Source organism: Fictibacillus sp. S7 (assembly GCF_004127935.1).
GTDB classification, from domain to species: Bacteria; Bacillota; Bacilli; order Bacillales; family Fictibacillaceae; genus Fictibacillus_C; species Fictibacillus_C enclensis.
Map to the genome: position 1 here is coordinate 2427329 of NZ_QJKL01000001.1, position 20135 is coordinate 2447463.

Sequence of the window (20135 nt, forward strand, 5' to 3'; positions counted from 1 at the left end):
TCTAGGACGTTACTGGCCAAACAGTTATTATGTTAACTAATAGAGCCGTCCAGAGGACGGCTCTATCCTTACTTCAAACAGTAAAAGCTGACTTCATATGGCTTGAGTTTAATCTGGTTTATACGTTCTTCCGCAAGAACTTCATAGTTGCTGATGTCCATTTTGGAGTAAACGTTTACGTAACCTTGTTAAATTAAAGAGCAAACCTTGGTTTACTCTGTTTCTTCCTTTTCAATCACTTTGACGGTTTCTCTTTCCACGATTTGGTGTGGCATAAAAACACTCTGCTGTTCCCCTGTTTCTCGGTCCAGAAGCACTTTTACCGCGTTTTTTCCCATTTCGTAGAGCGGCTGCCCCACTGTTGTGAGCGGTGGAATCGCCATTTCCGCCACCTTCGTATTGTCGTAGCCGATAATGGAGATTTGGTCAGGCACCCGGATCGACATTCTGTACAGATAGGACAGAGCACCTGCAGCCATTTCATCACTGGAACAAAAAATGGCTGTAAGATCATCATTCTTGTCCAGGAGTTCCTTTGCTGCTGTTATCCCACTTTCAAATCCGAAATCACCGAAAGCGATCTTTCTCCTGTCGACCGGGAGGCCTTTTTCCTTAAGGGCCCGTTTATATCCTTCAATTCTGGGTAATGTGGCGATGGGATCCCCTTTTGTCCCGGCAATCATCCCGATGGAACGATGGCCTCTCTCAAGTAGATAGGTGACGCCATCGAACACCGCCTTCTTGTCATCCACTTTTATAAAAGGAACGTCATACTTGGACTTAGTTGATACGAGAACGACTGGAAGATTCATGGCAATGATGGCATTATAGTATTCTTGCTTAAAAAATTCACTGACAAAAACGATGCCGTCCACTTGCTTTTCGCGGAGGGCCTGCAAATATTTCATTGTTCGCTTTCCATCTTTATCCGTATTACAGACCATTACACTGTAATCCAGCTCATGTGCCATATCTTCAATCCCGCTGAGAACAACCGATGCAAAGGTATCAGAAACTGCTGGCAGCAGCACACCCAATGTTTTTGTCTTTTTGTTGATCAAGCCCCGTGCTATCGCATTTGGCTGATATCCCATTTCCGCAATAACCTCTAGAACCTTTTCTTTTGTTTTCTCTGAATAGCCCGGCAGATTGTTCAAAATCCTGGAAACTGTAGCCACTGAGACATTGGCCTTTTTGGCCACATCCTTGATCGTGTAGGACAATTCAAGCCCTTCTTTCTCTACGTAAACGTTTTCGTAAATTTATAAAAACAATATACCACCATATGTAAGCATTTTCAACAACAAAAAAACAACCCTTTTACAGGTTGTTCAGGTCCATGCCCCTCCACTCGTTATATAAAGATGCAGCATAAAATTCTATGTGTTCTATGAGATGCGGTGTCTTTAATTCCTGCAGCCCATAAAGATAGGCAATAAAGGTTTGAACGCGGTCCATAAAAACAGACAACCTATTCCTTTGAGGTAAATCCCGGCACTGGACGGACACTTGCCGGATGTTCTCTTCTAATCGCAAGCACCAGACCAGTAACGAGGAGACATAATCATCATAGGTGATCATCCGTTCGGCTGTTCTGTTTCCGGCTGGCTTTGAATAGGAGTATACGTCTTTTCATAGGAGGTTTTTGTCTTCCACTTTTCCTTGACCTCGATATTGGGAGGAAGGATATATTCGGAGGTTGCCTCCTGGTCACCAAACATTAATTGATAGTAATATTTGCACATCTCGGCATGGTACTGATAATGCCGATAATAATACTCCATTTCATTCTGAGGGTTTGTCATCTACTGCCAAAGGCTCCTTTCCCTGCAGCTTTGGTATCCAGTACATTGTATGTCCAGACCTTGCCGTTTTGCTTATGTTATTGCCTATAAGCCTCTATTTCCTTGCCTTCTGATACCACGCCCCGCAAAAAAAAAGCCATGATGTGCCTGCCAGCAATCCCCCCATAATATCACTTGGAAAGTGTGCTCCAAGATACACCATGCTAAACCCGATCAACAGGATGATGGCTGCGGTTAACACTGCCAGTTTCATCAGCAAAAAATCGGACATCTTCTTGTTCATCCATATCAACATGCCGATTCCTCCATAGAAGGCGACAGCCAGCATCGTATGCCGACTGGGATAGCCAAAACTGTTTTCCTGGAGAAGCATACCGAATGATGGTCTTGGACGGTGAAAATAGTTCTTCAGTAAGCCGTTTATTACATACGCTCCCCATACCGAAGAAAATAGGAAGACTACGTCATATAGTCTATTAAACAGAATAAGATAAAGCCCTCCAGCAGCCAAGATTGGGAATAACGTATTTTTGGAGCCAAGCTGCTGGATAAAGATAAAAACGGATGTGCATTCCGGCGTACGTTGGCTGTATACCGCCAGTAACTGATGATGATCTGTATCATTTACAAGATTCGAGTGAATGAGCAAGGAAAAAGCAAGGAAAGCTGCACAAGATAATAATCCGCCCCAAAAAAACCAAAAAGAAACTGAATACCCTTTTTTCACTGTTTTCTCCCCTTTGCCATTTCCGCAAACAATCGAAAGGAGTGTCCCAGTATATCGGGGTGATATTGTTTGAACAAGTTTTCTTTCGCCTGGTCATGAACCAGAATTCCAAGCAATTTAAAATATGAAAATTCGGTCGGATGGTCAAAATGCCGATAGCACCAGCTCTCCATCCTTCTTGGAAAAGCCAGGAAAGAGAACAAATGTCTCCACTCCGGATAGGACAAAGGTTCCCTTGCCCCCCGGTGATACCCCTTGATCAACCGGTGCATCACAGAAGGAACCCATTGGTATGACGGCGCAAAATAATGAATAAATGAAGCAAGATCATACGTCCGTTCTGCAAATAACAAGGACTCTACATCAATCAGGTAGACTTCCCCCTCCGTATTCAGCAGAATATTCCTCTGATGCAGACTGCCGTGTGACAGAACTCCTTTGACCCTTCCATGGTCTGTTTGACCTTGATCCAGGTATGAAAAAGACAGCCGGCACCTCATTTCCAGAACGTCGAGCATCCATGGTTCCATCGTCCACTCGGGCACAGCCTCATAACCGGATTTCCATCTTTGTATATCTTGATGTATCCGGTTCAATTTCTCAGCACGTTTACCAAATTCCATACGAAAGCTGTCTGCTGGCGGAGCCGCTCCTTCTGCTGCCTGATGAAAACGGGCCAGAGCCAATCCAATCCGTTCAATCAATGGCAGATCGGCAAAAAGAATATCTTTTCCTTTTACCCACTCCTCCATATAATAAAGCTCGTTATCATGTTCAAAATAAACTTGTCCGTTTTTGCAGGGCAGAACACTTGGTATAAATGGAAAACCGTTTTGCTTGATCCATTTGATGCATTGAGAAACAAACGGCAAGTCGTTGAGTTCATTTGCGTTTTTAAATCCGAAAATCCCTCCGTTTGTATACACCTTCGGGATGGAGAGGATACGCTCAACGGAGTGCACGTTTAGTCCATAGTTTGTATTGATTAAAGAGGACAGGACGGCATTAGATAAAAAAACCTTTTGGCCCCGGACCTGTTTCATAAGTTCCGCCTTCTTTCTCGCACATTGTCTGTCTGTTGCCGTTCATTTCATCTTATGAAATAAACATCGACCCCATAACTAAAAAAGCATCCGGAGAAATTCCGGATGCTTCCTAGGATGCCTTTGTTACCGCTGATAATTTTGTTTTTTTCATGCCGAGCCCAATTCCGCTGTATGCGTAAATCAAAGTAAACAGCGGAGAAAGGTAAAGCAAGAAGGCATATGGAATATAATCGAGTGCTGAAACTCCAAGCGTAGCGGCAAAAAAGGCGCCACTCACACTCCATGGAACAAGTGGATTAATCAGTGTTCCGGCATCTTCCATCGTTCTTGAAAGGTTCTTCAGCGGTACTCCGTTCTTTTCAAAATGCTTCTTAAACGCCTGTCCGGGAAGCAAGATGGAAAGGTACATTTCACCTGTGAGAAGATTGATCCCCAAACCAGCTGCTGCTGTGGCTGCAATCAAATGCCCCGTTTTCTTGAGCAGTTTTTCCACTGAACCCAACAGGACATCGATGACGCCAAGCTCACGAAGAAGACCGCCAAGGGAAAGAGCAATGATAATGAGTGCAACCGACCACATCATCGGAACGAGACCGCCTTTATTCACGATCGCATCGATCGCTTCATTGCCCGTTTTCAGATTCATTCCATTTTCCAATGCATTCATCATCTGAGCTATGGTTATATCCGCATTAAGCATAAAAGCTGTAATTACCGCCGTGATTACGCCGGTAAGAAGCGTAGGCAGTATGGGCAGTCTTCGAAACGCCATCAGCATGACGATCAGTGGAGATATAAGAGTAACCGGAGTGATTTCAAAATGGTCTCCCAGCGTTTTTTTCATCTCAGCCAACTGAGCCAAAGAGGCTCCGGAACCCTGGTGTCCAGCAAAAAAGAAAATAACCGCTGTAATGGCAAGCGCAGGCACTGTCGTCCACATCATATGCCGAATGTGTTCAAACAAGTTCACACCTACTGTACCTGAAGCCAGGTTGGTGGAATCTGATAATGGTGACATCTTGTCGCCGAAACAAGCACCGCAAATGATCGCACCTGCTGCAAGACCCGGGTTGACGTTCAGTACATGGGCAATCCCCATCAGTGCTACTCCAACTGTGCTGGCCGTGGTAAAGCTGCTCCCTGTAAATGTTGAAACGAGAATGGTAATAAACAAAGCGCTGAGTGCAAACCATTCAGGTTGAATAAAATCCATCCCGTAAAACAGAAGCGTTGGAACAGCTCCGCTTATCATCCAGCTTGCGATGACAAGACCGATCATAATCAAAAGCAAAAGTGGCTGTATGCCGCTGACCACTCCTGCTATCAGACCGCGTTCAATCCGTTTCCAGTCGGCTCCCCAAAACAGTGCAAAGATGCCTGTAAGCACTACACAAAGAAACAAAGGAATATGGGGTTCTACTTTTACGAAAACCATACTTGTAAGCATGGTGACTACAATGAATATGAATAACAGGATAACTCCTGGCAATTTTACTTTACTGTTCATGAATGACCTCTCCCTGATGCACATTAAACTTTCATTCATACTTAAACGCTTAAACGCTTTTATGCATTGAAGTACTGTAACAATATGTTATGATACCGAAATCGATTATTTTTGTCAATCTGAAGCTTCCAACTGGAAAATGATACAAAAAAGGCAGCAGACTGATTGATCAGCCTTGCTGCCTTTTCTTTAAATCACTTCCCGCCGAAGCGTTCCGGCTTTTTCTTTTTTCCTGATGACCAGGTAGTAATAAAGGTAACACCCGATAAAGAACGGAACTCCAAGGTAAAGAGCAAGACGCTGCTCGGGATCAAACGCCATGCTCACAAGAACCCCTGTGTTCAAGGTGGTAGCCAAAATCGGCAAGATGGGATAAAGCGGTACTTTAAATTTCAAGTCCTCTACCTTGCCGCCATTGCGGATATACTTTCTTCTGAACGCCAGCTGTGAAGCAGTGATAGCGATCCAGCCCACTTGCGCTCCAAGTCCTGCAAGCGAAAGCAGCCATACAAAAACGGTTTTTTCCGCTTTAAAGCCTGATAACAGGGACAATAGCGCAACACCGATTGTAATGTACAACGCGTTCATCGGAATGCCGCGCTTGTTGACTTTGGCAAGCTTTGGACTTGCCATACCCTCCTTTGACAAGGAATAGAGCATTCTTGTCGCGGCATAAAGCCCCGAATTAGCGACAGACAGTAAAGCCGTCAGAATAACAAAATTCATTAAATCAGCGGCATAAGGAATTCCAATGCTGTCAAACACGACAACAAACGGGCTTTCCACTTTTCCTGCCTTTTCCATCGGCATCAGAGCTGCCAGTACACCAATGGCGAGCACAAAGAAAAAGAGTGTACGCCATACCGTTTGCTTGATTGAGCGCGGAATGGTTTTTTCCGGATCTTCGCTTTCACCCGAAGCAATCCCGATTAATTCGGTACCCTGAAAGGAAAAATTCACAGCGATCATGGTTACAAACAGGGCGGTAAGCCCGTTCGGAAACCAGCCAGCAGATAAGAAGTTAGAGAATGCGGGTGCAGAGCTAGCCCCTTTCATATCAATCCATCCAAACATAGCCGCTCCGCCAAGAACGATAAACAGGATAATCGCAATCACTTTAATGCTTGCGAACCAAAATTCAGCTTCTCCAAACGCTTTTGCCGACAGGGCATTCAACGCGAAGAGTACAACGGCAAAAATGAGACTCCACATCCAGAGCTGCGAATGAGGAAACCAGCGCTGCATAAGAGCAGACGCGGATAAAAACTCCAGAGCCACGGTTACTGCCCAGCCCAGCCAGTACAGCCAGCCCACCGCAAACCCGGTGCCAGGGCCGATAAATTTGGACGTATACGTCTGAAAAGAGCCGGATACCGGCAGGGCGACCGACAGCTCTCCAAGACAAAGCATCGTTAAGTACATGATAAAACCGCCAACCAAATAGGAAAGCACAGCACCTGCAGGACCAGCATCATGAATGGTCATCCCGGAACCCAGAAAGAATCCTGTTCCGATCACTCCACCCAAAGAAATCATAAATAAATGCCGGGCCTTCATGCTGCGCTTCAGTTCGTGATTGTTCTGATTACTGTTCATCTGTTCACCTCTTGTTGTTTTATGTATACGCTTTCATTATCTTATCATTTTCTGTCGAAAAACCAAAAGCTTTTTTTCTAATTTTTTTGAACACTTATTAAATAGTCCTGGATCGCCGTGCCGACGGCTGCGAGCTTATGCCGTGCATCGGCTTCGCGGGTGAGATTTTTCGTCAGCACCACTGCGAATATGATTCTTCCGTTGTACTCAAATATTGCGGCATCATGCTCTGTGCCCTGTAGTTCACCTGTCTTATTGGCAATAATAACTGCTTCTTCGTCCATGCTCCCCGGGAGTTTATGGCGAAACTGCTGATTCCGTAAAATATCCAGCATCATTTTCCTGCTTTCGTTTTGCAGCAGCTTACCGTGATGAATTTCCTTCAAAAGAAGAACCACATCTTTCGCAGACGTGTAATTGTTCTTCCCCGCTTCGATTGCTTTAAAATCCATAAGCTTTCTTTCGAGCACAGTTTGATCGCATTGAAGTTCCGTAAGCAGTGCGTTGATCCGCTCCCTTCCTGCATGTTCAATCATCACGTTTGCTCCAGTATTGTCCGATACCGTAATCATTAAGGTTAACACATCCAAAACGGTAAGAGAGGCACCCGGCGATAGATGGTTCATTACTCCTGCTCCGCCTACTTTGTCTTTTTGATTAATATGTACAGGCATTGACAGGTCAAGAAGACCCGCTTCCTTCTGCCGGAAGGCTTCGATCAAGATCGGCAGCTTGATCAGGCTCGCCGCCGGAAACACTTTCTCTTCATTTTTACCTATGTATCCTTCCTCAGTTTCAATATAGTACGCAAATTCCCCATTTAGAGGGTCAATAATGCCATTTACCCTGTTTTTCAGCTCGTCTAACGTCATTTCCCGCTCCTTTCATGTGTCCGTCTTCCTGATAGAGTTCTTTATGTGGGTGGCGGACTCCTTTTTGGGTGCGGTTTTTGAAATACCCGCCATAATCCGCTTTTTACCGCCAAACGCTCGTGATGTCAACAAACTCCCCGACGCCAGCACCCAGCCCAATCTCCACATCAAAAAAACGCCCCACGTAACTCAGGGCGCTTTCCCGTCTTGCTATTCATTTTTGCTGTCCGCCCTGTCCTTCACTCTGAATCATGTCGTTTACATCGTTGTCTTCGTTGAAATTCAGCATGTAGGCACAGGCATCCGAACAATCGCCAAACGAGATGACGGCTCCCACTGATTTGGTATTGGCTGTATGACTGTTTTGAATGGTGGTCCCAATATCAAGGTTACCGTTCATCGTAACACCGTTCACACTGATTCTGCCGATTTTAAAAGAATAACGCAAATCTGTTCCATCCCTTTTTGTCTTTACCTTCAGTGTATGGCTTGAACAAAAAGCTGCTTGGACAGACTGCCCCATTCGAGAAAAACAGGCGGACAGATATTACGGCTGGGCGACGATTGGAGCGGATGGATTCGCGATTTGATCCTGGTCGCTGATATCCGGATCGATATTACTGTTTACCATGAAACCAGTGGAAGGTGAAAAGTCACCCAAAGAAACCGTGGAACCGACAGATTTCGTGTTGGCTGTATGGCTGTTATGCACCGTGGGACCAATGTCAATGTTACCGTTCATGGTCACACCGTTCGTCTTGATGTTAAAGATGTTAAAGAGGTAGGGCATAAAGTGGCCTCCCTTCATTGAGTAATGACAGGCTTATCGGTTACGTATGGTTTTGGCTCGTAAACGCTGCATCTGTGTTTGCAAATTCATTTTGATCGTGAACATCCGGGTCAAATACCATGTTTTTCATTACCGCATCAGCCGGGGAATGGTCACCTACAGAACTGTTGTCCCCTGTCGATTTGGTATTGGCTGTATGGCTGTTATGGAATGTGGATCCCAAATTCAATGAACTGTTGCTTGCCAGGCTGTTTATTTTTAAATAATAGATATTTACCATGCACCCCATTGCTATCTCCACCTTTAAAAGTGTTAGTGTAGTGTATGATAAATGTCCCTTAAAGGTGAAAACCCCAGAATCTCCCGAGTTACGAAACCGGCTGCTTCCAAAGCGTCTCTCCAAGCGACAAAACCTTCAGCCTCGCCTCATCAAGGCTCTGTTTCTCCCACTCTTTTTCAAGCCGCCGAAGGGCTTCCGGTCCGGTATCGTCCGCCAGACGGTAGGCGCCGTAATGCATAGGGATAAAGAGAGAAGCGCCTGTTTCCAGAAACGCTTTAACCGCATCTTCCGGGTTGATATGGGATACCTTCATAAACCATTCCGGTTCATATGCACCGATCGGCATAAGCACCGTATCCGGCTTCAAACGTTCTCCAATGTCCCGAAATCCGCGAAAATAACCGGTATCTCCGGCAAAATAGACGCTTTCTTCCGTTTTCAGGTCTTCGATTACCCAGCCTCCCCAATGGGAAGTGTTCATGTCAAAAGCGCTCCTGCGCGTCCAGTGCTGGGCAGGAACAAACATAATCTTCAGGCCCCTGTCCACAAACTCCTCCCACCAGTTGGCCTCTGTTACTGCCTGATACCCTTTTTTGCGGAACAAACCTTTAAGTCCGGCAGGCACATAAAAAGAGATTTTTCCTTTTAGCTGTTTGATGCTGTTGAAATCAAGGTGGTCATAATGTCCGTGGGAGATCAGAACAAGATCGATGTCCGGCAGCTGCCCGGCGGACAACCCAGGGGCTGTGAGCCGCTTTTGCAATCCCATTTTTGGAGCCCATACAGGGTCTGTCAGGATATTCAGTCCGCCCACCTGCAAAAGAAAGGTTGAATGGCCAATCCATGTAATCGAGTGTATGCTGCGGTTTTCTTTTAATCTCTGAGGCTCTTTATTCGTGCTCTGCTGAATTTGTTGGGTCAAATCCTTTTTATTGCTTCGTCTTTCCCGCTGCCAGCGGAGTAAGTCTTTAAATGTATGTGTATTTTCAATATTGTCAAGGTTGGCGAACTTCTTCATCGTCCGGATTCCTCCCGATCCTAGCAAGATTGTAAAAAGCTATTGAAATGTTCTAATAATTATTGTAAGGTATAAAGAACTAATTTTATAGCAATTTGGTTTCTTATCCAGAGAGGTTAAGGGAATGGCCCGTTGACACCTCAGCAACCTTCAGCGATTACGAGCTGAAAAGGTGCTAAGTCCAACAAGTTCGATTGCAGAACTTGAAAGATAAGAAGAATGACATCGAATGTTCAAAGTCTTCTTCTTTAAGAAGGCTTTTTTTATTTTTTTGGGCCACTGGAAGATACCGAACCAACAGGAGGACTCATAATGGGATTATTGAAAGACCTAGAAAGCAAGATTCTGATCGCTGACGGAGCCATGGGAACGCTGCTGTATTCCTATGGAACCGACTGCTGTTTCGAGCAGCTGAATCTGTCTCACACTGAACAGATCCAGTCGATTCACCAGGCTTATATTCAGGCCGGGGCAAATGTGATCCAGACCAATACGTACAGCGCCAACTATATTAAGCTGCAGCGGTACGGACTGGAGGAGCAGGTAAAAGAATTAAACAGCGCAGCCGTTTCTCTAGCGAAAAAAGCAGCCGGCGGCAAGGCGTACGTGCTTGGAACCATTGGGGGTATACGGGGAACCGGCCCCAGTTCTTTGTCTCTTGAAGAAATAAAAAGAAGCTTCAGGGAGCAGCTGTACTGCCTTCTCCTTGAGGGTGTAGACGGGCTTCTTCTGGAAACCTTCTATGATCTGGAGGAACTGGAGGCCGTACTTAAAATCGCCCGAAGCCAGACCGATCTGCCGATCATTTCACAGATTTCCCTCCAGGAGGTAGGCATCTTAAACGACAGAACCCCGGTGAATACGGCGATCAAGCGGCTGGAAGAGTTGGGATCCGATGTCGTCGGCCTCAATTGCCGGCTCGGCCCTTTCCACATGATCAAAACCCTGGAGGAAGTAGAAATTCCAAAGCATGCTTTTCTTTCCGCCTATCCCAATGCGAGCCTTCCTTCCTATGTGGATGGCAAGTTTCAATATGAAGGCGATGCGGAGTATTTTAAAAACAGTGCTTCTCTTTTCAGAAATCAGGGTGTCCGTCTGCTTGGCGGCTGCTGTGGAACCACACCGGCCCACATAGAGGCCTTCGCAGAGGAACTGAACGGTCTCTCACCTGTTACCGAAAAAAATGTTCGGCAGCGGCCAGAGCCGATTGCTGTTGCATCATCCGGGCAAAAGCCTCAAATCTCTTTGCCGGAAATACTGCAGGAACGCCGATCGGTCATTGTGGAGCTCGACCCTCCCCGAAAACTGGATACGACGCGATTTTTCGAAGGCGCCAAAGCCCTCAAGGAAGCAGGCGCAGATGCGATTACGCTGGCAGACAACTCTTTGGCATCGCCAAGAATTTGCAACACCTCGCTGTCATCTCTTGCAAAAGCGCAGACCGGTGCCCAGCCCATCGTCCACCTGGCCTGCCGTGACCGGAACATCATCGGTTTGCAGTCCCATTTGATGGGCCTTCACACGCTTGGTCTTCATGACATTCTGGCCATTACTGGTGATCCCGCAAAAGTGGGTGATTTTCCGGGTGCCTCCAGCGTCTATGATGTAACATCGATCGAGTTGATCAAAATGATCAAGCAGTTTAACGAAGGGGTCTCCCTCTCCGGTAAAGACCTCGGAGAGAAAACACATTTTACCGTGGGAGCGGCCTTTAATCCGAATGTGAAAGCACTCGACCGTGCTGTCCAGCGCGCAGAGAAGAAAATAGAAGCCGGTGCAGACTACTTTATCAGCCAGCCTGTTTATTCCGAGGAAAAACTGCTGCAGTTCCATGAGGCGGTAAAAGACCTCCCTGTTCCGGTCTATGTCGGCATTATGCCGCTGACTTCAAGCCGCAATGCCGATTTCCTTCACTATGAAGTGCCCGGCATCAAGCTGAGTGATGAAGTAAGGAACCGGATGGCGGAATTCAAGGATGATCCGTTAGCCGCGGCTCGTGAAGGACTGGCGATTTCAAAGTCATTAATTGATGCAGCCACGGAACTCTTCAATGGCATCTACCTGATCACACCGTTTATGCGCTATGAACTAACCGTTGAATTGACGCGATATGCATATAATATTGCTCCCCAAATCGTAAGGAGGATACAAAATGTCTAACATCACCCTTGAACAACAGCTAAAGAAGAAAATACTGATTATGGACGGGGCGATGGGCACCATTCTCCAGCAAGCCATCCTGACAGCAGACGACTTTGGCGGCGAAGAGCTTGAAGGCTGTAACGAAAATCTGAATTTCACCCGTCCGGATGTGATTCTCGGTGTACACCTTCAATATTTGAAAGCCGGAGCCGACATCATTGAAACCAATACGTTCGGAGCTACAGACATCGTCCTTGATGAATATGGCCTCGGATACAAAGCCTACGAAACGAATAAAGTGGCAGCAGAGATTGCACGACAGGCTGTCGAGCAGATCTCTACTCCCGAGTGGCCGCGCTTTGTGGCGGGTTCCATGGGCCCGACTACAAAGACGTTAAGTGTGACTGGCGGAGCCACCTTCGAAGGGCTTACAGCCTCTTATGAGGAGCAGGCACGCGGTCTGATCGACGGAGGAGCAGACTTGCTTCTTTTGGAAACGAGTCAGGATATGCTCAATGTAAAAGCCGCATTTATCGGCATTAAACAAGCGTTTAAATCGACGGGAAAAGAGCTGCCATTCATGGTGTCAGGAACCATTGAGCCCATGGGTACCACGCTTGCCGGCCAGTCGATTGAAGCATTTTACATTTCGCTTGAGCATATGAAGCCGATTGCGGTAGGTTTAAACTGTGCCACCGGACCTGAATTTATGACCGACCATGTTCGCTCCCTTTCTTCACTTGCGCTCTCCGCGGTCAGCTGTTATCCAAACGCCGGACTGCCGGACGAAGACGGAAATTACCATGAAACACCTGAAACGCTGGCAAAGAAAATCAGCGCGTTTGCCGAGGAAGGATGGCTGAACATTGCCGGCGGCTGCTGCGGAACCACTCCGGATCATATCCGGGCAATAGCAGAGGCGATGGAATCCCTGCCTCCGCGACAGCTTCCCGAAAATCATTCACACGTGGTTTCCGGTATCGAACCGCTTATTTACGATGATCCCTCCATGAGGCCGCTCATGGTTGGTGAACGGACGAATGTCATCGGGTCCCGGAAATTCAAGCGTTTGATCGCGGAAGGAAAATTTGAAGAAGCTTCGGAAATCGCACGTGCCCAGGTCAAAAAAGGCGCACACGTAATCGACATCTGTCTGGCAGACCCCGACCGTGATGAACTGGAAGACATGGAGAATTTCATAAAAGAAGCGGTCAAAAAAGTAAAGGTTCCGCTTGTGATTGATTCTACCGACGACCAGGTCATCGAAAAGGCCTTAAAATACTCGCAGGGAAAAGCGATCATCAACTCCATCAACCTGGAGGACGGCGAAGAACGGTTTGAAAAAGTGGCGCCGATTGTTTCCCGTTACGGTGCTGCCGTGGTTGTCGGAACCATTGATGAAAAAGGAATGGGTGTAACGACAGAGCGCAAGCTGGAAATCGCCAAGCGCTCCTACGATCTTTTGGTCCATAAATATGGCATTGCCCCAAGCGATATTATTTTTGATCCGCTGGTCTTTCCTGTCGGAACCGGTGATGAGCAATATATCGGCTCCGCAAATGCAACAGTGGAAGGGCTCCGGAAACTGAAAGAACAGCTTCCAGAATGCCAGACCATTCTTGGTATTTCAAACGTATCCTTCGGTCTGCCCCCTGTCGGTCGTGAAATCTTAAATGCGGTATATCTTTATTACTGCACACAGGCCGGGTTGGATTACGCGATTGTGAATACCGAAAAACTCGAACGTTTTGCCTCCATCCCGCAGGCGGAAGTGGAGCTAGCCAAAGCGTTGCTTTTCGAGACCAATGACGAGAATCTTGCGAAATTTACAGAGTTTTACCGCGGCAAGAAAAAAGAGGCAAAAACTCCTGTTGTGGAGCTGCCCCTTGCAGAACGTCTCGCATTTTATGTGGTAGAAGGAACAAAAGAAGGGCTGATCCCGGACCTTGATCTTGCGTTAAAAGAGTACGATGCACCGCTCGATATTATTAACGGCCCCTTAATGGCAGGAATGGAAGAAGTAGGCCGGCTGTTTAACGATAACCAGTTGATTGTGGCGGAGGTCCTCCAGAGTGCCGAAGTCATGAAAGCCGCTGTCGCCCATCTTGAACCCCACATGGAAAAGGGGGGAACGACGAGCACCAAAGGAAAAGTAGTGCTCGCCACAGTGAAAGGTGACGTGCATGACATCGGAAAGAATCTGGTGGACATTATTCTCGGGAACAATGGCTATGAGGTGGTTGACCTCGGCATTAAGGTCGCTCCGCAGGAACTGATCCAGGCCATTCAAAAAGAAAAACCCGATATGATCGGCCTTTCGGGTCTGCTAGTAAAATCAGCTCAGCAGATGGTGCTCACTGCCTCTGATTTAAAAAATTCCGGTATATCTGTGCCAATCCTTGTAGGCGGTGCCGCTTTGACGCGTAAATTCACCGAAAACCGGATTGCCAACGAGTATGAGGGTACCGTTCTTTACGCAAAGGATGCGATGGATGGATTAAGTCTTGCGAACAAACTGCAAAAAGGAGAAACGTTTGAAAAGCCTGAAGTTAAGACATCCATAGAGGAGCCTGAGGATTTCCCTGCTGCAGGAACGGCAGCTTCGACTGCAACCGCGGTAAAAGTCCGACCTTCTGTGGATCAGACGCTAAAGGTTTTTGTGCCTAAAGATACGGAGCGGCATGTATTTAAGTCCTATCCTCTTTCCTCTGTGATTCCGTACATCAATTTACAGATGCTGATGGGTCACCATTTAGGGGTAAAGGGGAAGGTATCGCGGCTGCTCGCTGAAAAAGATGAGCGTGCACTGGAAGTTAAGGAAATAGTGGATCAGCTTTTGAAGGAAAGCCAGGAAAACCACTTGATTGCTCCGGCCGCGCTGTATCGGTTTTTCCCTGCACAGTCTGAGGACGAGAAATTATATATTTACGATCCGAATGATACATCCCGGATCATTGAGACCTTTGAATTTCCGCGCCAGAGCCGTAGCCCGCATCTCTGTTTAGCAGATTACGCAAAGCCGGTAGAGAGCGGCGAGATGGATTATGTCGGATTCTTCGCTGTTACTGCGGGCAGCGGCATTCGTGAACGTGCGCAGCAGCTGAAAGCGGAGGGCCGTTTCCTCGAAAGCTTTGCCCTTCAGTCCCTGGCACTTGAAACAGCGGAAGGGCTGGCCGAGCTGGTGCACAGGCAAATGCGTGATAAATGGGGATTCCCGGATCCTGTCAGCATGTCCATGCAGGACCGCTTCTCCGCCAGATACCAAGGACAGCGCTTCTCATTCGGCTACCCGGCCTGCCCTGACCTTGAGGATCAGGCAAAGCTCTTTAAACTTCTGGATCCTGAGGAAATCGGTATCCAGCTGACCGAGGGCTTTATGATGGAACCGGAAGCATCAGTTACCGCCCTTGTGTTTTCCCATACGCAGGCCCGGTACTTCAACGTATTAGTATAAAAAAAAACCAGGAAGAAGATTTCTCTTCTTTCCTGGTTATTTAATGTCCGTGATCCGCATGATCTGGGTCGTCCCAGCCTGAGCCCGATCCGGACTGAGCTTTTCAACGGTACCCGCTTTCTCGCCATTTGTAATAATAACGGGTGTAACGGTGCTTTTCGCTTTTTCTTTGACGAGGTCCACGTTAAAGGATATCAATGGCTGGCCTGTTCGTACACGGTCTCCCTCTTTTACAAGCGAAGTAAAGCCCTCCCCTTTCATCATTACGGTTTCAAGACCAATGTGAATGAGGATTTCAAGACCTGATTTAGTTTTAATTCCCACCGCATGCTTGGTCGGGAATACTTGGAGCACTTCGCCATCGACCGGGGACATCAACTCACCGTCTTCAGGAACAACGGCAACGCCGTCACCCATCATTTTTTCTGAAAAAACGGGGTCAGGCACTTCTTCAAGAGGAATAATTCTGCCATTTAACGGTGAAACCACAATTTCTTCAGTGAGTGTTTCTTGATCTTTTTTTCCAAATAACTTTCTCAGCATAAGAACACCTTCCTCGTTTTATTTTTATTTACTAAGTAAACCATAACTCAGAGGCTGGGAGCAAAGAAATAATGTCTGCTACTACTTTTCACGTTTTCCCGGCAAACTAAACAATGATCGGGCAAAAAGCATCCAAGAAGGCCATAAGCTTTGTCTCGGATCAGATCATTGCTATAATAAAATTTATTGATAATCATAAAAAAAGGCATAAAAGGAGATTGGACAATGAGTATGTATAAAGCATTAACCATTGCCGGTTCCGATACTAGCGGCGGAGCAGGCATTCAGGCGGACTTAAAAACCTTTCAGGAGCTGGGTGTATACGGCATGACAGCTATTAATGTTGTGGTGGCCCAGGATCCGAAGCGGGACTGGTTCCATGAAGTCTTTTTGCTACCTCTTGATTTGTTCAAGGCCCAGCTCGAAACCGTTCTTGCAGGAATTGGTGTGGACGCAGTGAAAACGGGAATGCTTGCTTCTGTTGATGTCATTAAAGCAACAGCTGAAGTGATTGACAAGTACGAATTGAAAAACGTAGTGGTTGATCCTGTTATGGTCTGCAAAGGAGCAGAACCGCTTCAGCCCGAGCTCGCGGATACGCTTCAAAACGTTCTTGTGCCGCGCGCTACGGTCGTGACACCAAACTTGTTTGAGGCAGCCCACCTGGCAGGCATGCCCCCCATCACGACGGTTGAAGAAATGAAGGAAGCCGCACAAAAGATTCAGTCTGCAGGTGCCAAGTATGTCATCGTAAAAGGCGGCGGCAAACTCGTACACGAAAAAGCGGTGGATGTGGTATTTGACGGAGAAACGTTCGAAGTTCTTGAATCCGACCGAATTGATACCACTTACACACATGGCGCAGGCTGTACGTACTCTTCCGCTGTAGCGGCAGAGCTGGCGAAAGGAAAATCGGTAAAAGAAGCCATTTCTGTGGCCAAGGACTTTATTACAGAAGCGATCCGCCATTCATTTCCTCTGAACGAGTATGTCGGCCCAACGGATCACAGCGCTTACCGTAACTCCAAAAATGTATAATGTGTACACGAGCAGACTCCGGTCTGCTCTTTTTTGATGGGCTTTCCACGAATAAAAAATGCCGTGCATTGGGACGCTAACCACTATACTTACAAGAAAAGGTGGGGTAACCATGGGCAGAGGCAACAGCCATAAACAACCAGCACGTGACAAAAATAAAGCAAAGCTTCCTCAAACACCGAAATACGAAATCGTTCATGACAATCAGGAAGCTGAGCTGGCAGAGGAACTGACTTCTCAATATGAACTAACATCGCCTCCGGGCTTCGAGCCGACAGAAGTGGTTCGTAAGGATGAAGGGAATAAATAAAAGGGTGAAAAGAGGAATTAAGCTTAACGAATTCCTCTTTTTTATGGGCAAAAACCCCTGTGGCGGTCAGGCAGTTTATTTAACGCTTTGGCAATAGTTCAAGTATAATGATTGAAATGAAGCTTATCGAGGAGGGAAAACCTTGCAGCCGATCACACTAGATACGGTTCAAAACGAGATCGACAAGTTTTTGAATCAGGATGTCTACCTACATTTGGAAACAACAAACGGAGCATACGCTTCTCACTTTAATCAGTCGTTCTTTTCAGTGGGCGCTTATATACGAAATGCAAAAGTGAAAATTGAGCGGGGAATTATCACGGGAGACAAAGCTCCTTACCGTACTGGATTAAAAATTGAACTGGGATGGGTTTACGCTGAGGGCCTGACGCATTGGGAAGTAAACGAGGACGGACAGCTTTTGCTTGCCGGACATGATGCAGAAGGCAAACTGGCTGTTGCACTTCAGCTTAGCCCCCATCCGTTTGAATAGGAGGTTACCATATGTCACATGAACATGTTTTAGTCGTATTTCCGCACCCCGATGATGAAGCATTCGGGGTATCCGGCACGATCGCCATGAATACCGAAAAAGGAGTGCCTGTCACTTATGTGTGCCTCACTTTAGGAGAAATGGGCCGCAACATGGGGAATCCCCCCTTTGCCACTCGTGAATCCCTGCCGAAAATCAGAAAAAAAGAACTGCAGGCAGCTGCCGATACACTGAATATTCAAGACCTCAGAATGTGGGGCTTGCGTGATAAAACCGTAGAGTTTGAGGATCCCAAAACATTAACCGCCAGGATCGGCAATGTGATTGATGAGCTGAAGCCTACATTGATCATTACCTTCTACCCCGGCTACAGTGTGCATCCGGATCATGAAGCAACAGGCCGGGCCGTTATCCGGGCAGTGGAACAGCTGCCGGAAGACCGGCGTCCCACTGTTCATTGCGTGGCATTCTCCAATGACTGCTACGAGATGCTTGGTGAACCTGATGTGGTCAAGGATGTGAGCTCCGTATCACACCAAAAGCTTGAAGCAATTAAAGCCCACCGTTCCCAGACCGAATGGATCATCGCGGCGATGGCTGAAGAAAATCCGGAAAAAGTACCGGAAGTGCTCAAGCGGATCAACAAAGAGCAATTCTGGACCTATAAATTTTAATAGGCAATAAGCTGGCTTCTATGGGGCCGGCTTTTTTTATGCGACCAATCGGTAAAAACAAAAGCCCCCATATAACTGGGAGCGGTTAAAATTTTTTATGAAATTTATCTCTGTACGCTCCAAATGCAGAAGAACTGGACATCTTTCGCTTTTCCATCAACGAATTAAACCGCAGTGACTTCTCGGTCCATTTCTTTTTGAGCGTTTCTTTTTCCGCTGGGTCCTGGCAAAGGTCGATGAGATCCTGAATCGACATCATTTCTTTTTTCAACTGCACTTCTTCAGGAACATATCCTGCATTTTTCAGGATCTTGTAGCCCATTCTCAGTTCCTGGGGAACGGTGGAGAGATCTTCGAGTTCAAGCGGCTTCCCTTTCCCCGGCAAATGGTCCAAGTCTCCCTTTTGAATCGCATCCTTAATGCGCTGCTCAGCCATCATAAAGGCAAAATCCACAATCCAACTCCCCTTTCCAAAGAGTATTTACCACATTTTATTATACTACATCGTACTATTTTTTACTTAGCCGCATAAAGATGAAGTAAAAACCGAGGGGGTAAATGGATGGATTTAAAAGTGGGACAAGTTACCGAAGAGATGGTGTCACGTTTTCACGAGCTGAATCAGCTCTCGAAAGCCATTGACGTAGAGCTTTCCGAATTAAAAACAAAATTCAATGCTCATTTTGATTCTGTTCTTGGACAAAGCGAAAAGGGCGAAATTCGGTACGGAAACTATAAGCTGCAGCGGCAAATCCGCAAATCTGAAAGCTTTCATAACAATAAAACCGTTCAAAAGCTGGAAGAACTGAATCTTCAGGATTGCATTATCACAACCAAACAGCCAGATAAGCAAAAAATTGAAGCCGCCCTGACTCTCGGTCTGATCCCCTATGGAGAATTAGATGAGTGTGTACAGCGTAAAATTACACCAGTCATTGTCGTAAAAGAAACGCCCACCGTTAAGTAAGAGCCCGGGATACGGGCTCTTATCTCCTAAATGACGTTAGCACCATGTCCCATCCACTAACCGGATGCGATCTCCGACAATATGTACCTCGTAAAACGGACGGGCATGATAATAAGCCAGCGTATGTTCTGTTTCCCACACCTTTTCCACTTCCGTATTTCCGCTTAATACTTCATCACAATAAAAGTCTTCTACTGCAGTCGCCAATTGACACATCTCCCCTTTTGCCGATCATTTTTCCATTCCTGAAATTTATCTTTAACTTTTTTAAAGAGAGATGAATAGATTCATAGATTAGGGCAATACTGGTTGTAAATAAGCTTAAGGGGATGAGCTGAATGAACGTATATGAATACACAGTGGTGAATGTTGTGATGGCTTTTGAGGAGAAAGACTTGAATATCATAGATGAACATTTGATGAAAGTTGCCTATAAAGTGGCAGATGATTTTACGAAAGAGCAAATTTCGGTTTCCTTGATCACCTCCATCGTGATGGATATTATGCCTGGCATTATACATATTGAAGCCGGCCCCCATGACTGGCAATTCGACCTCGACGGCAACTATATCGGAAATGGGATGTTCAACGATGTTTCCGTAGAGCTGGTGGGAATGGTTTAAAATATCGTTCATTGGCACATAATCTTTATGAAACGATATTCCAACCAAAGAAAGGATACTCCATTATGTCTCGCGGAAAAGAATTTGAACATAAGAAAAAAGGGCACCCGGGTAATTTTCCTGAAGGAAGCATTACCTCTGACCAAGGGAAAGAAAAAGCAGAAGTGGATCCGTATATCGTAACAAACGAAGCCTTCAAGAATCGAAAAGAAGAAGAATAACGATCAACCGCCGGACGGCTTGCCGGCGG

The 20135-nt window shown here is 46.5% G+C and carries 24 protein-coding genes and 1 riboswitch; of the genes, 9 read left to right on the forward strand and 15 right to left on the reverse strand.

Annotated elements, in window-relative coordinates:
• Positions 1–212 precede the first annotated feature (212 nt).
• The 12 genes from DMO16_RS12535 to DMO16_RS12585 form a co-directional block, all read right to left on the reverse strand.
• Complete coding sequence (locus DMO16_RS12535; protein WP_129477758.1) at positions 213–1223, reverse strand: LacI family DNA-binding transcriptional regulator; 1011 nt, start codon at positions 1221–1223, stop codon at positions 213–215.
• Between the two features lie 97 nt (positions 1224–1320).
• Positions 1321–1458 (reverse strand): hypothetical protein, encoded by a 138-nt coding sequence (locus DMO16_RS24305; protein WP_164988910.1) that lies wholly within the window; start codon positions 1456–1458, stop codon positions 1321–1323.
• A 119-nt stretch (positions 1459–1577) separates the two neighbouring features.
• Entirely contained in the window at positions 1578–1805 is a 228-nt protein-coding gene (locus DMO16_RS12540; RefSeq protein WP_129477760.1) for a hypothetical protein, read from the reverse strand.
• Between the two features lie 94 nt (positions 1806–1899).
• Positions 1900–2532, reverse strand: a complete 633-nt coding sequence (locus tag DMO16_RS12545; RefSeq protein WP_061974393.1) for a phosphatase PAP2 family protein — start codon at positions 2530–2532, stop codon at positions 1900–1902.
• Entirely contained in the window at positions 2529–3575 is a 1047-nt protein-coding gene (locus DMO16_RS12550) for a phosphotransferase (RefSeq protein ID WP_061974395.1), read from the reverse strand. Before DMO16_RS12550 ends, DMO16_RS12545 begins: the two co-directional genes overlap by 4 nt.
• Before the next feature lie 112 nt (positions 3576–3687).
• A complete protein-coding gene (gene nhaC, locus DMO16_RS12555; RefSeq protein ID WP_129477762.1) occupies positions 3688–5085 on the reverse strand; it encodes a Na+/H+ antiporter NhaC in 1398 nt (465 codons plus the stop codon).
• A gap of 189 nt (positions 5086–5274) precedes the next feature.
• Positions 5275–6681: an amino acid permease gene (locus DMO16_RS12560; RefSeq protein WP_061974399.1), complete on the reverse strand. Its 1407-nt coding sequence runs from the start codon at positions 6679–6681 to the stop codon at positions 5275–5277.
• Positions 6682–6758: 77 nt separating this feature from the next.
• Positions 6759–7553, reverse strand: coding sequence for a serine hydrolase (locus DMO16_RS12565; protein WP_129477764.1), 795 nt, complete (start codon positions 7551–7553; stop codon positions 6759–6761).
• A gap of 214 nt (positions 7554–7767) precedes the next feature.
• The gene (locus DMO16_RS24930; RefSeq protein ID WP_074440609.1) at positions 7768–8001 is read right to left on the reverse strand and encodes a spore germination protein; all 234 of its coding nucleotides are present in this window, start codon (positions 7999–8001) and stop codon (positions 7768–7770) included.
• Positions 8002–8100: 99 nt separating this feature from the next.
• Complete coding sequence (locus DMO16_RS12575; RefSeq protein ID WP_061974403.1) at positions 8101–8343, reverse strand: spore germination protein; 243 nt, start codon at positions 8341–8343, stop codon at positions 8101–8103.
• A gap of 40 nt (positions 8344–8383) precedes the next feature.
• A complete protein-coding gene (locus tag DMO16_RS12580; RefSeq protein WP_061974405.1) occupies positions 8384–8632 on the reverse strand; it encodes a spore germination protein in 249 nt (82 codons plus the stop codon).
• Between the two features lie 79 nt (positions 8633–8711).
• A complete protein-coding gene (locus DMO16_RS12585; protein WP_129477766.1) occupies positions 8712–9641 on the reverse strand; it encodes an MBL fold metallo-hydrolase in 930 nt (309 codons plus the stop codon).
• A gap of 100 nt (positions 9642–9741) precedes the next feature.
• Positions 9742–9858: riboswitch (SAM riboswitch) on the forward strand.
• Positions 9859–9953: 95 nt separating this feature from the next.
• On the opposite strand from DMO16_RS12585, the gene DMO16_RS12590 reads away from it, so the two are divergent.
• Both DMO16_RS12590 and metH read left to right on the forward strand, forming a co-directional pair.
• Positions 9954–11801: a bifunctional homocysteine S-methyltransferase/methylenetetrahydrofolate reductase gene (locus DMO16_RS12590; protein ID WP_129477768.1), complete on the forward strand. Its 1848-nt coding sequence runs from the start codon at positions 9954–9956 to the stop codon at positions 11799–11801.
• Positions 11794–15237: a methionine synthase gene (gene metH, locus DMO16_RS12595; protein ID WP_129477770.1), complete on the forward strand. Its 3444-nt coding sequence runs from the start codon at positions 11794–11796 to the stop codon at positions 15235–15237. The genes DMO16_RS12590 and metH overlap by 8 nt, the downstream gene beginning before the upstream one ends.
• Before the next feature lie 36 nt (positions 15238–15273).
• On the opposite strand, the gene DMO16_RS12600 is transcribed toward metH, so the two are convergent.
• Positions 15274–15780: a PTS sugar transporter subunit IIA gene (locus DMO16_RS12600; protein ID WP_129477772.1), complete on the reverse strand. Its 507-nt coding sequence runs from the start codon at positions 15778–15780 to the stop codon at positions 15274–15276.
• A gap of 225 nt (positions 15781–16005) precedes the next feature.
• On the opposite strand from DMO16_RS12600, the gene pdxK reads away from it, so the two are divergent.
• The 4 genes from pdxK to bshB2 all read left to right on the forward strand — a co-directional run bounded on the left by pdxK (position 16006) and on the right by bshB2 (position 18295).
• Positions 16006–16818, forward strand: coding sequence for a pyridoxine/pyridoxal/pyridoxamine kinase (gene pdxK, locus DMO16_RS12605; RefSeq protein WP_061974414.1), 813 nt, complete (start codon positions 16006–16008; stop codon positions 16816–16818).
• Positions 16819–16930: 112 nt separating this feature from the next.
• Positions 16931–17128: a YfhD family protein gene (locus DMO16_RS12610; protein WP_061974417.1), complete on the forward strand. Its 198-nt coding sequence runs from the start codon at positions 16931–16933 to the stop codon at positions 17126–17128.
• A 142-nt stretch (positions 17129–17270) separates the two neighbouring features.
• Positions 17271–17621, forward strand: a complete 351-nt coding sequence (locus tag DMO16_RS12615) for a YojF family protein (RefSeq protein ID WP_129477774.1) — start codon at positions 17271–17273, stop codon at positions 17619–17621.
• 11 nt (positions 17622–17632) lie between these two features.
• Complete coding sequence (bshB2, locus tag DMO16_RS12620; RefSeq protein WP_061974421.1) at positions 17633–18295, forward strand: bacillithiol biosynthesis deacetylase BshB2; 663 nt, start codon at positions 17633–17635, stop codon at positions 18293–18295.
• An 85-nt stretch (positions 18296–18380) separates the two neighbouring features.
• Here the strand turns inward: bshB2 and DMO16_RS12625 are convergent, their stop codons facing one another.
• Positions 18381–18749, reverse strand: coding sequence for a DUF1992 domain-containing protein (locus DMO16_RS12625; RefSeq protein ID WP_425590037.1), 369 nt, complete (start codon positions 18747–18749; stop codon positions 18381–18383).
• Between the two features lie 108 nt (positions 18750–18857).
• Between DMO16_RS12625 and DMO16_RS12630 the strand changes: the two genes are divergently transcribed.
• A complete protein-coding gene (locus DMO16_RS12630) occupies positions 18858–19262 on the forward strand; it encodes a hypothetical protein (protein ID WP_061974425.1) in 405 nt (134 codons plus the stop codon).
• A gap of 36 nt (positions 19263–19298) precedes the next feature.
• Here the strand turns inward: DMO16_RS12630 and DMO16_RS12635 are convergent, their stop codons facing one another.
• Positions 19299–19469 carry a hypothetical protein gene (locus DMO16_RS12635; RefSeq protein ID WP_164988819.1) on the reverse strand — a complete coding sequence of 57 codons (171 nt, stop codon included), beginning with the start codon at positions 19467–19469 and terminating at the stop codon, positions 19299–19301.
• Positions 19470–19600: 131 nt separating this feature from the next.
• On the opposite strand from DMO16_RS12635, the gene DMO16_RS12640 reads away from it, so the two are divergent.
• On the forward strand, positions 19601–19885 hold the full coding sequence (locus DMO16_RS12640; RefSeq protein ID WP_129477778.1) for a hypothetical protein: 285 nt from the start codon (positions 19601–19603) through the stop codon (positions 19883–19885).
• Between the two features lie 65 nt (positions 19886–19950).
• Positions 19951–20106: a hypothetical protein gene (locus tag DMO16_RS24310; protein ID WP_164988911.1), complete on the forward strand. Its 156-nt coding sequence runs from the start codon at positions 19951–19953 to the stop codon at positions 20104–20106.
• Positions 20107–20135 lie beyond the last annotated feature (29 nt).